This window comes from Campylobacter lanienae NCTC 13004 (genome assembly GCF_002139935.1).
Lineage (GTDB): Bacteria > Campylobacterota > Campylobacteria > Campylobacterales > Campylobacteraceae > Campylobacter > Campylobacter lanienae.
This window is the reverse complement of record NZ_CP015578.1, coordinates 64,953-79,497: the sequence shown is the minus strand read 5'-3', so window position 1 is coordinate 79,497 and position 14,545 is coordinate 64,953. Positions and strand designations below refer to the sequence as shown.

17 protein-coding genes and 1 pseudogene are annotated in these 14,545 nt (G+C 35.7%); 9 read left to right on the top strand and 9 right to left on the bottom strand.

Annotation, left to right across the window (positions count from 1 at the left end):
• Positions 1 to 2: 2 nt before the first annotated feature.
• The 4 genes from pstB to CLAN_RS00380 are packed head-to-tail and all read right to left on the bottom strand — an operon-like array spanning position 3 to position 3,251.
• On the bottom strand, positions 3 to 758 hold the full coding sequence (gene pstB, locus CLAN_RS00395; protein WP_100590295.1) for a phosphate ABC transporter ATP-binding protein PstB: 756 nt from the start codon (positions 756 to 758) through the stop codon (positions 3 to 5).
• A complete protein-coding gene (pstA, locus tag CLAN_RS00390) occupies positions 758 to 1,579 on the bottom strand; it encodes a phosphate ABC transporter permease PstA (protein ID WP_100590294.1) in 822 nt (273 codons plus the stop codon). The genes pstB and pstA overlap by 1 nt, the downstream gene beginning before the upstream one ends.
• Positions 1,576 to 2,421: a phosphate ABC transporter permease subunit PstC gene (gene pstC / locus CLAN_RS00385; protein WP_100591031.1), complete on the bottom strand. Its 846-nt coding sequence runs from the start codon at positions 2,419 to 2,421 to the stop codon at positions 1,576 to 1,578. The genes pstA and pstC overlap by 4 nt, the downstream gene beginning before the upstream one ends.
• Positions 2,421 to 3,251 carry a substrate-binding domain-containing protein gene (locus tag CLAN_RS00380; RefSeq protein WP_100590293.1) on the bottom strand — a complete coding sequence of 277 codons (831 nt, stop codon included), beginning with the start codon at positions 3,249 to 3,251 and terminating at the stop codon, positions 2,421 to 2,423. The genes pstC and CLAN_RS00380 overlap by 1 nt, the downstream gene beginning before the upstream one ends.
• 160 nt (positions 3,252 to 3,411) lie before the next feature.
• Here CLAN_RS00380 and CLAN_RS00375 point away from each other — a divergent pair, with 160 nt between their 5' ends.
• Complete coding sequence (locus CLAN_RS00375) at positions 3,412 to 4,719, top strand: MFS transporter (RefSeq protein WP_086238086.1); 1,308 nt, start codon at positions 3,412 to 3,414, stop codon at positions 4,717 to 4,719.
• Complete coding sequence (locus CLAN_RS00370; RefSeq protein ID WP_100590292.1) at positions 4,706 to 5,890, top strand: molybdopterin molybdotransferase MoeA; 1,185 nt, start codon at positions 4,706 to 4,708, stop codon at positions 5,888 to 5,890. Before CLAN_RS00375 ends, CLAN_RS00370 begins: the two co-directional genes overlap by 14 nt.
• Positions 5,891 to 5,893: 3 nt before the next feature.
• On the opposite strand, the gene CLAN_RS00365 is transcribed toward CLAN_RS00370, so the two are convergent.
• Positions 5,894 to 6,568, bottom strand: coding sequence for a hypothetical protein (locus CLAN_RS00365; RefSeq protein ID WP_100590291.1), 675 nt, complete (start codon positions 6,566 to 6,568; stop codon positions 5,894 to 5,896).
• A gap of 342 nt (positions 6,569 to 6,910) precedes the next feature.
• On the opposite strand from CLAN_RS00365, the gene CLAN_RS00360 reads away from it, so the two are divergent.
• The 7 genes from CLAN_RS00360 (at position 6,911) to CLAN_RS00330 (ending at position 11,155) form a co-directional block, all read left to right on the top strand.
• Positions 6,911 to 7,267, top strand: a complete 357-nt coding sequence (locus CLAN_RS00360; RefSeq protein ID WP_100590290.1) for an HMA2 domain-containing protein — start codon at positions 6,911 to 6,913, stop codon at positions 7,265 to 7,267.
• Complete coding sequence (locus CLAN_RS00355) at positions 7,264 to 7,848, top strand: ferritin family protein (RefSeq protein ID WP_086242653.1); 585 nt, start codon at positions 7,264 to 7,266, stop codon at positions 7,846 to 7,848. Before CLAN_RS00360 ends, CLAN_RS00355 begins: the two co-directional genes overlap by 4 nt.
• A gap of 3 nt (positions 7,849 to 7,851) precedes the next feature.
• On the top strand, positions 7,852 to 8,082 hold the full coding sequence (locus CLAN_RS00350) for a hypothetical protein (RefSeq protein WP_086238073.1): 231 nt from the start codon (positions 7,852 to 7,854) through the stop codon (positions 8,080 to 8,082).
• A 2-nt stretch (positions 8,083 to 8,084) separates the two neighbouring features.
• Positions 8,085 to 8,444 (top strand): magnetosome protein MamC family protein, encoded by a 360-nt coding sequence (locus CLAN_RS00345; RefSeq protein ID WP_086238071.1) that lies wholly within the window; start codon positions 8,085 to 8,087, stop codon positions 8,442 to 8,444.
• Positions 8,434 to 8,733 carry a hypothetical protein gene (locus tag CLAN_RS08365; protein ID WP_086238070.1) on the top strand — a complete coding sequence of 100 codons (300 nt, stop codon included), beginning with the start codon at positions 8,434 to 8,436 and terminating at the stop codon, positions 8,731 to 8,733. The genes CLAN_RS00345 and CLAN_RS08365 overlap by 11 nt, the downstream gene beginning before the upstream one ends.
• Positions 8,734 to 8,736: 3 nt before the next feature.
• Positions 8,737 to 10,845: a heavy metal translocating P-type ATPase gene (locus CLAN_RS00335; RefSeq protein ID WP_100590289.1), complete on the top strand. Its 2,109-nt coding sequence runs from the start codon at positions 8,737 to 8,739 to the stop codon at positions 10,843 to 10,845.
• A gap of 97 nt (positions 10,846 to 10,942) precedes the next feature.
• Complete coding sequence (locus CLAN_RS00330) at positions 10,943 to 11,155, top strand: hypothetical protein (protein ID WP_096019575.1); 213 nt, start codon at positions 10,943 to 10,945, stop codon at positions 11,153 to 11,155.
• 717 nt (positions 11,156 to 11,872) lie between these two features.
• Here the strand turns inward: CLAN_RS00330 and CLAN_RS08460 are convergent.
• The 4 genes and pseudogenes from CLAN_RS08460 to kcuS form a co-directional block, all read right to left on the bottom strand.
• On the bottom strand, positions 11,873 to 12,463 hold the full coding sequence (locus tag CLAN_RS08460) for a methyl-accepting chemotaxis protein (RefSeq protein WP_096029462.1): 591 nt from the start codon (positions 12,461 to 12,463) through the stop codon (positions 11,873 to 11,875).
• 147 nt (positions 12,464 to 12,610) lie between these two features.
• Positions 12,611 to 12,799, bottom strand: a pseudogene (locus tag CLAN_RS08455) (hypothetical protein); the annotation flags it as partial.
• 1,402 nt (positions 12,800 to 14,201) lie between these two features.
• Positions 14,202 to 14,366, bottom strand: a complete 165-nt coding sequence (locus CLAN_RS08245) for a hypothetical protein (protein WP_167368910.1) — start codon at positions 14,364 to 14,366, stop codon at positions 14,202 to 14,204.
• Complete coding sequence (gene kcuS / locus CLAN_RS00320) at positions 14,338 to 14,538, bottom strand: KCU-star family selenoprotein (protein WP_086268283.1); 201 nt, start codon at positions 14,536 to 14,538, stop codon at positions 14,338 to 14,340. The genes CLAN_RS08245 and kcuS overlap by 29 nt, the downstream gene beginning before the upstream one ends.
• Positions 14,539 to 14,545: the final 7 nt, after the last annotated feature.

Here is a 14,545-nt window from a genome sequence, read left to right as displayed (position 1 = left end):
ACTTACCCAAATTTCCCCATAACATAATCTTGAGTTTTTTTGTTTTTTGGTTTGTTAAATATCTTTTTTGTATCATCATATTCGATCACTTCGCCCATCAAAAAAAACGCCGTTTTATCCGAAATTCTGTGAGCTTGTTGCATATTATGAGTTACTATTATGATTGTATAATCTTTTTTGAGCTTTAAGACTAACTCCTCTATTTTGGCCGTGGATATAGGATCAAGTGCGCTAGTTGGCTCATCCATCAAGATAACTTCTGGATCTACAGCTAAGGTTCTAGCGATACATAATCTTTGTTGCTGGCCGCCACTAAGCCCTAAAGCCGAGCTATATAATCTATCTTTTAAATCATCCCACAAAGCAGCGTCTTTTAAGCTCTTTTCTACTATGCCATCTAGGGTATCTTTATCTTTTATGCCATGAGTCTTAGGGCCAAAAGTGATATTATCATATATACTCATAGCAAATGGATTTGGCTTTTGAAATACCATCCCTACACGCTTTCTAAGCAAATTTATATCATAATCTTTGCTATAAATATCCCTATCATGAAACAATATCCCCCCTTCAATCTTACAACCCTCTACTAAATCATTCATACGATTAAGGGTTTTGATAAATGTAGATTTACCACACCCACTAGGGCCTATAAAGGCTGTAACTTCGCCTTTAGCAATCTCCATATTGATATTTTTTAATGCGTGAAATGTCCCATAATGTAAATTTAGTTTATTAATATCAAAGCACTTTTTCATCAACTATCCTTTAAAATCTTTTTAGCTACAAAATTTGAGATAAAATTCATAAAAAATACAATAACAATAAGCACCATCGCCGTGCTATAAGCTTCATTTATATGTAGTCCCTCGCTAGAGATCGCATACATATGCACACTTAAAGTTCTCCCTGAGTCCATCGCTCCAGCGATTTGTGCTACACTTCCAGAGGTATAAAGTAGCGCCGCACTCTCACCAACTATCCTGCCAATACTTAGGATAACACCGGCTAATATCCCAGCTGTAGCACTAGGCAAGATGATAGCAAATATAGTGCGAAGTTTGCTAGCCCCAAGAGCCAAAGATGCCTCTTTATAACCTATTGGGACAGATTTTAGAGCCTCTTCGCTACTTCTTAAAATAAGCGGTAAAATCATAATGCTAAGCGTTAAAACCCCAGCTATAAAGCTAGTCTTAAATCCAAAATATATAACAAAAGCAAGATAACCAAATAACCCATACACAATACTTGGAATTCCCACCAAAGTATCAGAAGTAACCCTAATGAGATTTAAAATTTTGCTATCTTTTTTGCTATATTCATTTAGATAAATCGCCCCAAAAATCCCAAGTGGCATAGCAATAGCCAAAGAGAAAATAACCATATTTATGGTATTTATAAGGGCTGGCATCAATGATACATTAGTGCTATTATACTCCCACTCAAAGAGGCTTGGCGAGATATAGATAATACCTTTAATAAAGATAAAAAGCGTAATCCCAAAAAATACAAATAATACGCTAAAAATAGAAAATTTCAGCAAAAATGACAAGAATATTGATAGATAGTCCCTACTCACTTTTTACCCCTTTTTAAAACGCTAAAACTAATATTTATAATCAAAATAAATACAAAAAGCACAACCGCATTGGCTATTAGCACATCTTTATGTAAATTTGCCGCATAGCCCATCTCAAGCACGATATTTGTAGTTAGAGTTCTTACTCCATCACTTAGTGAGTGTGGGATTTGAACCTGGTTTCCTGCTACCATGATAACAGCCATCGCCTCGCCAATAGCTCTACCAACGCCTAAAATCACAGAGGCCAAAATACCGCTTTTAGCTGCTGGGACTATAGCGAAAAAGACAGCTCTTTCAGGTGATGCCCCAAGGGCTAAAGCACCCTCATAATAGCTCTTAGGCAAGGCCTCAATAGCTGCTTTTGATACTAAGATGATTGTTGGTAAGACCATAATTGCTAAGATTAAAGAAGCTGCTAAAATACTCTTTCCAGATACACCGCCAAAGATATTAGCCACTAAAGGCACGACTATTACTAACCCAAAAAATCCATAAACAACAGATGGAATCGCCCCTAAAAGCTCAATAGCTGGCATAATAATCCCCTTTAATCTCTTAGGGCAAAAATATGCCAAATACACAGCACTTAAAACCCCAATAGGCACACCCAAGGCTATAGCCAAAGCCGTTACATATATACTTCCAATAATCATAGGAAATATACCAAAAATCTCCTCGCTAGGATACCAATCCATACCAAAAATAAACTCCAAAAAGCCTATTTGTGATATAGTTGCAAAAGCGTTAAAAAACAAAAATAGAGCTATAGCGCCAACAGCAAAGATAGAAAATCCAGCGCTAAGGGCAAAAAGCCCTTGAAAAAATCTCTCTTTAAGCATTATTTTACTTTTTTCCAAGTGGTAATATCGCCTGCAAAGATCTTTTTAACACTATCTTTGCTTAGCGAGTCGATTGGATTTGATTTATTTACTATTACAGCTAGTCCATCTAGGGCTAAAACTTGAGTTTTTAAGCCCTTTTTTAGCTCACTATCTTTAAATTCTCTTGATACCATTGCGATATCGGCTATTTTTTCTATAGCTGAGTTTATGCCTGTGGTAGAGTCGCTTTGTTGGATCTCTATAGTTGCTTTTGGATTTAGTGATTTATAGCTCTCTTTTAATTTTTCCATTAATGGAGTAATTGAGCTAGATCCAGCAACTACGATCTTACCGCTAGGTTTTTTTGAGCTAAATTCATTATTATATAGTGCGATATAACCAGCTTTTTGGATTATGCTTTTAGCTTGATTTGAGCTAGTGTAGCCTAAAAAGTCATTTACTAAGATATTATCGCTACTTATAGCTAGATTAAATGGGCGAAAAATAGAGTAAGATTTATTATTGATATTTTCTACACTTGGAGCAACTCCATCTATTTTAACAGCTTTTATTGAATCATTTAAAGAGCCAAGCGAAATATAGCCAATTGCGTTTTTTGAGTTTGCAACTGTGGTTATCATAACTCCAGTTGAGTTGGTTACTTCAGCTTTTTTAGAAGTAGCGTCAATTTTTTTATTGCCAACTTGCTTTTTAACATCAAATATATCCACAAACGCTCCCCTTGTCCCAGAGCCCATCTCTCTAGATATTGGATAGATATTTTCAGCTAATAAATAGCTATTAAGACCAAATAGCACAAATAGTGCAACGAGATATTTTTTAACCATTTTAACTCCTTGAATTTTAAGTTGCAAAATTATAAATAATAGTTGTAAAGTCAAAATGTAAAAAATGTAAATTTATCGTAAAGTTTTTTACAAAATAAATTTAAAAGAGTTTAATATTAATTGTGATAAAATCGCTCTTTTTTAATTTTAAGGATTTTGGATGTTAAGATCGGTTTTACCGCTTGGATTTATCGCAGCTTCTAGGTTTTTTGGGCTTTTTATTATTTTACCTGTTCTTAGTCTTTATGCTCTTGAGCTTGATGGGGCTAATGAGTTTTTAGCTGGGCTTACAATTGGGGTTTATGCTATTACACAGATGATTTTTCAAGTGCCTTTTGGCAGTTTAAGCGATAGATTTGGGCGTAAATTTATGATATTTATAGGATTGATAATATTCATAATTGGCTCACTAATTTGTGCTTTAGCAACTGATATATATGTAATGCTTCTTGGTAGATTGCTACAAGGTTGTGGGGCTGTGGGTGCTGTAGCGACTGCGATGATAAGCGATCTAATAAGCGAAGATAAACGCTCCAAAGCCATGGCTATGATGGGTGGAATGATTGGCATTGCCTTTGCTATCTCTATGGTTCTTAGTCCGCTTTTAAGCCGTGAATTTGGACTTTCTAGCCTATTTTATCTATCGATTATAATAACTATTTTTTCTATATTTTTACTCTTTAGCATAGTGCCAAAAGAGCCTAAAATTCACCATCACGAGCCTAAAGCTCCACTCATAAATCTACTAAAACAAAAAGATCTAGCCATAATGAATTTAACCAATCTAATGCAAAAGATGGTTATGAGCTGTGCGTTTGTAGCTATCCCTATTGTCTTAGTAAAATCACTAGGATATGATAGTAATAATCTATGGATTGTATATTTGATCTCTATGATTTTTGGCTTTTTGGCTATGGGTATGGCTGGATTTTTAGGCGATGCAAAGGGGCATAGCAAAAAGCTTTTATTAATTGGTGTGGTGCTTTTCATCGCTTCATTTATAGGGTTTGGAGTGGCAAACTCATCGCTAATTTTTATCATATCTGTGGTTATATTTTTTATCGGATTTAATATTCATGAGCCAATTATGCAAAGTTGTGCTAGTAAATTTGCTAAATCCAACCAAAGAGGCTCAGCACTTGGGATATTTAACTCATTTGGCTATTTGGGTAGCTTTTTTGGCGGGGTAGTTGGGGGATATTTATTACATAGTTATAGCATTGCTACTTTGGCTGTGGTTTTGGGTATTTTGCTAATTATTTGGCTGATAATACTACTAAATTTAAGCGATCCAAGAGTTTTTAAAATTATCCACCTACCAAATGCAGATCTATCAAAATTAGAAAATGTAGATGGAGTAGTCGATCGCTACTATCAAAATAATCAAAATATAATCAAATTTAACTCTACAATAATTAGCCGTGATGAGATTATAGCCATTTTAGGAGTATCAGATGAAAAGCTATGATGAGAGTATCCAAATCTTAAAAAGTGTCGCTCCAAAATGGAAAGCCATAGAGCGTATAGCCCTAACTAACGCACTTGGCAAGATACTAGCTAGTGATATTATAGCTCAAACCCCATATCCAGCCTACCCCACTTCTAGTATGGATGGATATGCTATTAAATTTAGTAATCAAAATAGCAAAATCAAAGTAATAAACCTAGCTAAAGCCGGCGATAACGATGATATAAATATAGGCGAAAATGAGTGTGTCAAGACTCTTACTGGCGCCTTAGTCTGTGATGGAGCTGATACTATCGTGCCTATAGAAAATGTCAAATTAAGCGGTGAGTATATAGAGATTACTAGGCCTGTATCGCAAGGATTTGCCATTAGAGAAGTTGGTGAAAGCTATAAAGAATCAGAGCTACTACTAAGCTCTCGCACCAAACTTGGATATTGTGAGCTAGCTCTTTTGGCTGAATTAGGATATAGCTATATCAATGTCTTAGCCCGACCTAGAGTTGCGATATTAAGCACTGGTAGTGAAGTTTTGGATATAGGCCAAACAAAAGAGCATAAAGCTCAAATTTATAGCTCAAATAGCATATCTATCTCATCTTTGCTTAAAGATATGGGCTGTGAGCCAATCATTATGCCAATTATCAAAGATGATAAAGAAGCTATCAAAAACGCACTCTTTAATGCTTTAAATTCAGCCGATTTCATCATCACAACTGGCGGAGTTAGCGTTGGGGATTTTGATTTTATGAAAGAGATAGCAAGAGAGGCGAAAATCATCATAGATGGCGTAGCTATCAAGCCTGGTAGGCATATCAAAGTGGCTAAAATCAATGATAAATTTATATTTGCTCTGCCTGGATTTGCCTATTCGGCTATAGTAACTTGTGTCTTATTTTTCAAAGAGTTTATAGAGCAAATTTTTGGGGTTAATACAACGAATAAATTCAAAGCTATCTTAAAAGATGACTATATCAAAAGATCCCCATTTGAAGAGTTTAGCGCTGCTACCATCACCAACGAAAATGGCACCTTGCTAATCTCTACAAAATCTAAAAAAATAGGAAGTTCAGCCATCATAGGCAATCTTAGCAATGGTGCGGTATTAATGCGAGTGCCAAGCCATAAAGATGGGTTAAAAGCCTCTGAAGTGGTAGAGTATATAAAAATTTAGCCATCAACGGCTAAATTTCAAAACCTCAAATCCATATTTTGCCCCTTCAAAGCCTAAAAATCCTATAGTTCCTTTGATATTTGAGTCTATTAAAAGCTTAGCTTTAAGCTCTTTTTGACTTGAGTGTATGGTAATTTCATCTCCATTTTTTAGCTTTGCTGCGATGCCAAAGTAGCTCCCAGCACGAAACTCATCACAGCAAGAGTGGGTAAATATCACAGCATTATCGTAGTTTGGGATCTCTTTAAGCCTTGTTAGTTTGCCACTTAATGCGACCTCATCGCCATCTAAATTTACTATTTTAAAGCCAAATTTAGCTTGTAATAGCGACAAAATCGCCTTTATACTGCTCTCATTAACTGCGAAAATCTCATCGCTGATTATACAAGTATCACAATTTTTAATAAATTGGCAAATCTGCGGTAACTCCTCTTCTCCTATGTTCGACTCTCCGCTTAACTCACCCTCATCTAGCTCATCCCAAAACTCCCCACTAAAGCCAAACTCCAGCCCGATAAGAGCCAAAACATAGCTTATCGCACCGATTTCACACTTGATAAACTCTGCTTTTATACCATCATCAAGCGGACTAATAACCATAATCTCATCATTTTTAAACTCGCCAACAAGCTTTGGAGATTGTAAAGATAGCTTACTAACAAGACTTAATATCTTCATAAAAATCCTTTAAAATTTGATTAATTATATCAAATTTGGATTAATTCAGACTTTAAATTTCTAAGTTCTAGCCATTTTCATCAAATCAGTTTAATCACAACAAAAATTATAAATAAACAAAATATAAATACAACATTAATATAATTATATTATCAAAATATATATGATAATGATTATATAAATATAATGAATTAAAGCACGAATATATCAATTTTTATTATTTAAAATATTATAAATTTATTGATTTAATCATATGAAAATCAATATCAAAATTAATAAATTTAAGTTTGGATTTATAATCGTTAATATATAATTTCAACATTAATCAACAATGGGTAATTTATGGAACAAAATGGTCAAATTTCGCTAAGCAATTTACAAGTAAAGCCAAGTGATTTAGAGCTTTTAAGCACTTATTTTAGCATCATTCATCACTCTAAAGGTAGGATTAGACTTCGTGCGAGTTTAAAGCTAAAAAACGCCGCCCAAGATAGCAAAATAGACGCTAAAGAGCTAATGGAAAAATTAAGCAAAATCTCATCTATAAAGGAGATTAAATTTAATAAATTAATTGGCTCACTAACCATCTCTTATGATGCTAATCTCATTGAGCCAAGCCTGTGGGAAGATGCTATAAATGGGCGAAATTTAGAAAAAATAGCAAATGTAATAAATGAAAATTTAAAGGATATAAAGTGAGTGTAGATAATCTTTTAAAAGCCTTAGATGATGAATATAAGGGCTATAGCTTCTATTTTGCTTCTAGTGACTTTGGACAGCCATTTACAAATCTTTTAGAGGTTAAGGCAAATCATATAAATGCGTTAATATTTCATCTAAATTCCCTAAACGCACCAGTCCCACCTAATCCATATAGCTTTAACGCACCAGCGAATTTAGAAATTGCCATCACCACCGCATTACAAAACGAACAAGCTAGTATAGAGCTATATAATACTCTAAGCGTAAATGAGAGCGACCCACAAGTGCTAGATACATTTTACAGACTTCAAGCTGATAGTTATAATAATCATATTCCAGCACTACAAAACTCTTTAAGCTCACTCCAAAATAGTAAAATTTTAGAGCAGTTAAATCAAGGCAAAGCCTTGCTAGATGAAACCTCTGTAATGGTAAATAAATTAAAAGATGGCTCACTAAGCCAAGGTGAATTAGAAGGGTTTTTAGGTAAGTTAAATTATGGATTAATAGGAGGTGCGATAATGGGTGCCTTTGGGGTGATTATCGCAAATGAATTGCTAAATAAAGATAAGGAGTAAATAATGGCACTACCATTCATAGCTGGAATCGCACTTGGTGCGGGAATTGCATTTGCATTTACCAAAAGAGATGAGATAGCAAAATCTTTCAAAGGGTTAAATTTAGATAAAAAATTAAAACTCTTAAATAGTCCTACTTTAAAAAGCGTTAAGGAAAAAGTGGTTAAAAAGCCTAGAAAGACCAAATCAACAGCTAAGCAAACCACTCAAAACGCTGAAAATCCAAGGAGTTAAATATGATAAATACAGGCACACCCCGCTCTATTAGCGGTCACGCAGTAAGCGGTGGTATCGTAGCGTTTATGGTGAGTGGAGCATATCAATACGCTAAATTCAAAGATGGCAAAACCACCAAAAGCCAAGCCATACAAACAACGCTAAAATCCACGCTAGAAGGTGCTATAATCGGTGCTTGTGCCATTGCAGCAGCAAATACCATTGGCGATCCTAATAAAAGCACCATAAACAAAATAGCACAAGCTGGTGCATATATCGCAATTGGTGGGGCATTTGCTTACGCAGCTCAAAATCTCTTAAAACCAAAAGAGTGTAAAACATTACAAAATCAACAAAAAAGGATAAATAATGATAAATAACAATCCATATATTCAAAATTTAAACACAACACCAAATCAAACTAATCAAAATACACAAGCCAATCAATCTAATCAAAATGGCTTTTTAGATGGAGTTTTTGGCAGTGCTAAAAGTGGAGACTTTTTAAAAGGAGCTCTAATCGGTGCAGCCGCTACATATATACTAACAAACCAAAACGCCCAAAGAGCCATTTTCAAAGGATTTGCCAAGCTCTCTACGCTTTTTGAGTGTGGCTTAGAAGAGTTAAAAGAGCGTTACGAAGATGCAAAAGCAGAAGCCAGTGAGTAAGATATGCCTATAAAGCTCCTACACAAAACAAAAAATAGAGCTAGATTTAGCTACCATAGCAGTGCTGATCCACTGCTACTTAGAGTGGCTATAGATTCAATCCACGAAGTAAGCAGTGTGCGGATAAATAGCATTATAAAAAGCATAATCATAACCTATAGTGGCTCATTAGATGAGATTCAAAATCAAATTATAAATATATTAAATTCAAACGAAATTCAAAGCCAAAATAAAAATAAAAAAGATAGCTATATCGCCTTAAGAAGTGAAATTCCAAGCTCAGTTGAAGTTGTCCGTGCTGCTAGTGCTTTAGCCATTGCTCCATTTCTTACTACTCCTAGCTTAAGCTTGATTTTTAGCCTTTTAGCCTCTTTCCCACTACTAAAAAGTGGATTAAAAGAGACAATTAGCCAAGGGATAACCTCAAGAAGTCTTGAAGCAGCCGCGGTGGCAATCTCGCTATATCTTAAAGATTATAAAGCGGCAAATTCAACCAATTTTATGCTAACTTTAGGAGAATACATAGAAGAGCTAACTATGTATAAAAGCGATGATCTCATCAAAGAGCTATCCAAGCAAAAAGGCGGTATGGCGTGGGTGCAAACCATCATAAATGGCAAACCAGTGCTAAATCAAATCCCAAGCCAAGATATTCAAATCGGCAATATCGTAGTAGTAGGTGCTGGGGATACAATCTACATTGATGGCCATATAGTAGATGGCGAGGCTCTAATCAATCAAATTTCAATGACAGGAGAGGCCACCCCAGCTAGTAAAAGTCGTGGCGATAGGGTTTTAAGCGGTACAATAGTCCAAGAGGGCAAGATTAAGATTTGGGCTGAAGCTGTAGGCGATCAGACTGCTACAAATCGCGTAAAATCCTATATCCAATCCACCCTAAACGAACGCTCTAATCAAGAATTAACCGCTTCTAAAATGGCAGACTCTCTAGTCCCAATTACCCTTAGCCTAGCTGGGCTTAGCTATGCTATGACTGGAGAGCTTATCCGTGCTGCAAGTGTATTACAAGCTGATTACTCATGTGCTTTAAAGCTCACAACGCCAGTAGCCTTTAAATCAGCCATCTCAAGTGCTGCTAAAGAGGGAATAATAGTAAAAGGTGCTAAAAGCTTAGAAAGCCTTCAGCTTAGCGAAATTTTTGTCTTTGATAAGACTGGAACGCTTACAAATGGCGATTTAGAAGTGCTTAAGGTATATTCATTTCACAAAGAGTGGGATGCTAATCAAGTATTAAATTTAGCCGCTAGTATCGAAGAGCACTACTTCCATCCAGTAGCTCAAGCGGTGGTAAAAGCTGCTAAAGAGGATAATTTTCATCACTTTCATCACGATGAAGTAACATTCATAGTAGCCCACGGAGTTAAAAGTGAAGTAGGCAAAAAAAGTGTGATAATTGGCTCAAGACACTTCTTAGAAGATGATGAAAATATCAGCTTTAAAGATCATCAAAACAAGATAGAAGAGCTACTAATAAACGGCGATACTCCATTATACATTGGATTTGATGGCAAGCTCCTAGGCGTTATACTACTTAAAGATAGCATTAGACCAAATGCCAAAAAAGCATTAGCAAGGCTCAAAAAAAGCGGCGTAAAAGAGTTTATAATGCTTACAGGAGATAGCCAAAGCAAGGCTAGTAGCATTGCTAAAGAGCTTGGTATTGAGAGATACTACGCTCAGCTACTCCCAACAGACAAAGCTCATATCCTAGATGAAATTATGCAAAAAGCACAAAAATCAGGTCAAAAGGTCGCCTTCGTAGGCGATGGGATAAATGACGCCCCAGCATTAGTCAGAGCCGATACAGGTATAGGTATGCATAAAGGTGCCGATATCGCCAAGGCAAGTGCGGATATAGTCTTACTCCGTGATGATATAGAAGCGGTCGCCGATGCTAGAGAGCTTGCTATATCGTGTTTATCTAAAGTCAATAATAGCTTTAAGGTCACAGTGGGGGTAAATTCACTCATATTGATACTAGCAAGTTTAGGCAAACTCTCACCTATACAAACGGCCATCGCACACAACGGCACCACAATAGCGCTATTATTAAACGCTCTTAGAAGAATCAAGATAAAAAAGGATAGATAAATGCCCGTTTTGTTAGCAATTTCAGCGGCTGGGAGCTTGGTTTTGAGTCTTCAAACTTGCTCTCAAGCCTATAAAAAGATCAAAAACAGGAGAAAATATGAACGAAATAAGCAAGATTAAAAAGCCCAAAATCACCCTAGAAACCAAAAGAGAAATCGCCAAAATCGGTATGAGTAGCACCCTACTTGCGACTGCTGGGACGGCGCTATTTATGAAAAACAAAACCGCCAAAACTATACATATCATAAGCGGAGTAGCCTTAGTGGGATTTTGCTTGTATCACGCCTCTTTATACCCTAAAAGCAAATAAGCCTTGCCAAAAGAGTAAGGCGATCAAATTCATAGCCAAATTTGCAACATAATTTAAATTTCTCTCATATTTCAAAAATTCTCTACAAAAAATAAATTTAAAATTCAAATTTTCTAAAACTAAAAATTTTAAATATCAAATGAGGTGCCTCGCTCAAAGGAAACCACCCCTTTGGGGTCGCATTCGCTGGTTTTGCGGGGTTTTAGGTGGGTCAAGGGAAAATGGGTCATATTCCAAATTTTCGCCGCAAAATAACTATTTAAGGTTATTTTGCTATTGCGAAAATTTTGTCGCAAAGGTAGACTCTGCTAACCTGCGAAGTAAAAGATAATTTAATTTAAGTGGGAAGGGGAGCGCTTTTTGGCAGCTGAGTAGCGTGAGAGTAAAACGATGTAAATCATCGTTTGCGACGCTACGAAGGATAGCAGATAGCAACACCTTGGCTTCCCCCTTAACAACCCCTAACTCCCTGGAAAAGCCTTTTAAAGTTGCTGCGCTTCGCACAGATTTAACTAATTTATTAAAAACTCTTTTGAGTTTTTAATAAAATTTCAAATTTGCTAAAAAAGATTTGGAGTGGATAACTGGAGTACCCCACGAAGTGGGGCTTTAGTGCGTTTCCAAAGTGCTAAACTTTGGTCGCAAGACTAGCTTTAGCTCTAGCGAAATAAAAATAAAAGCGAAGTCAAAAAATAAATAAATCAAAAATAACTTAAATTAAAATTTTTTCTTTTTGACTTCTGCGACGACGACTTCAGCTATGCTATCAACTTCATTTGCTACTATATTGCTATCTTGTGCGATCTGTCTATTTTGTCTAGTTAGACCATCGACATTTACTATAGCTTCGTTGATTTGGTTTATAGCTGTTGTTTGCTCGCTGATACTTTGGCTCATCTCATTTATGCTTTGGCTTAGGATATTGACATTTGCTTCGATTTCGCCTAGGGATTTTTGAGTTCTTTCAGCTAGTTTTCTGACCTCATCAGCCACCACGGCAAATCCCCTACCATGCTCTCCAGCACGAGCAGCTTCGATAGCTGCGTTTAGGGCTAATAAATTTGTTTGGTCTGCGATATCTCTAATTATTGTGATTATGTTTTTGATATCTTCGCTCTGTTTGATAACTTCACTAGCTCTATCATTTATAGAGTTCATTGAGCTACTCATCTCTTCAACCGCTGCGGCACTCTCTTGTAGGGATTCGCTTTGAGATTTAGCGCCTTCGTTTAGTGATGCGACAAAGCCTTTTAGCTCATCGGCTTTATTTTGTAGGTTGTTGGCTTGTTCTAGATTGGCTTTTAGCATTTTAGTAACTTCATCGCCTAGTAGATTGGTGACTATCTCTACTTCGCCTTTTGGATTATCTATCCTTACTGTGAAATCTAGTTGTTTGAATTTATCAAATACACTTTGGATAGCGTTAATATCGCTACCTACTTTTTGTTCTAGGACATCTAGCATTTTGTTTAGGACATTTTTGAGTTTTAATAGCTCTGGTGAAGCTGGGTTCAGAGTGATTCTAGCGGTTAGATTTCCGTTTTCTACTTCGTTTGCTGTTTGGATAGCGGATTTGACTGCTTGATTGTCTTGGTTTAGCCCTTCTTGGATCTTTTGGACATTGCGGTTTAGCTCGATTGCCATCTTGCCTATTTCATCTTCTGCTTTTGGTTGAAGATATGGTGGTGGGGTTTTGCTCTCGTGATTTAGGAATTTGAAAAATCCAAATAGCAAATTTGAAATATTGTTGATTCTAAATACGATACCAACATTGATATAGTAAAAGATAAATAGAGCAATGATAATAGCCGTTATCAAAACGCCTATGATATTATAAAATATCAATTTTCTAACTGGTTCATATATAGATGATACTGGAGCTGCTGCTATGATACCGAAGGTAGCTGAATCTCTAGCGATTGATATGGTTCTTAGAGCGGCCATCTCTTTTACCCCTGCTACAGAGTAATACTCAAATATCCCTGATTCTTTGCTTTTGATGGCTTGGATTATTTGAGCGACGCTTACATCTTTGTTTATGGTTTGTAGATTTTTTGAGATATATTTATTATCTTTATCTACTGCCACAATGCCATTTTCATTTATAACAAAAATTTGAGAATCTTTAAATATCTGTCTATCTGGATGATTCATAATCTTAGATATGGTATTTAGATCTGCTACTGCGCCTAGGACGGCTATGACTTGGGAGTTTTTGTTTTTTAATGGGATATTGATATCTAAGATACCTAAATTTGAATTTCCCACATTTATAACTGACGGATTGCCTACTGCGCTTTGGCCTGTGCGGATGGCTCTATTTAATCCATCTAATGCGCTAAATCTATCATCAGCTTTGATGGTTCTTACACCACCTACGGCTTTTGTATTATCGTCTGTTTGAAGGATTAGCAAATTTGAGTTATTTAGCTTGAAATTTGGATTGGTGCTATTTTGTGTGTAGAATGGATCTAAGATATATAGATACGCATACACAGCATCACCAGCAGAATCCAAAACTCCCATTAGAGTATGTTCTAGCTCTTTTTCATCTCTTTTATCTTGGATTAATCGCTCGAAACTAGCAGCATTGCTCTCTAATGCTACATACATTTGAGACAAGAAAGAATCCGCTAAATTCGCATCTCTGTCAGAGGCGTTGATTAAGAGCTTTTTAGCTTCTTCGCTTTGTAAATTTGAGGTAATTGTGATGATTACCCAACTCATGATCGCTAGACAAAATACCACTATAGAGACTATAGAGGCGATAGTCTTGGTGCCAAGTTTAAGTTTGTTAAACATGATTTTACCTTTGTGTAAAGTTAAGGATATCTCACTCAAATGCTTAAAAGGCAACGGGAAATAAACCAAAAATTGCGAAATTCGGTCGTTATTGTAAAAAAAAAAAAAAATGAATTTAAACTTAAAATATGTCATAAAATATATATTATAATTAAATTTAATGTTATTTGAATTTAATTATACTTTTATTTATAATTTAATTGTCTTGAATTTTGTGATAATTTTGTTATATTTCATTGAAATTTTATATTTGATTGGGTGGGGCGTGTGTGAGTTCATTAAATTTGTCTGAATTTGCGTGGTGTGGCTTGTGAATTTCAGTGAGTTGATTAAATGTATTAATAGATGAGAAGTAAGTAGTCTTACTTCTCAAATTTAGCTTAGCAGCATCTTGAGCTGCCGGCGCCATATTTTTTCTCTAAAGCCTCTTTGAAAAACTCTCTTTGGCTTTTTGGGGTTTGATTTGGGTGAAATTTCTCCATATATTCTACATATTTATCATAGCTAGGCATCCCCACTAATAAGTGAGAAAACCTATCAATTTTCTTATAAAATGCTGATATTTTACTCCAAATTCGCATACTTACC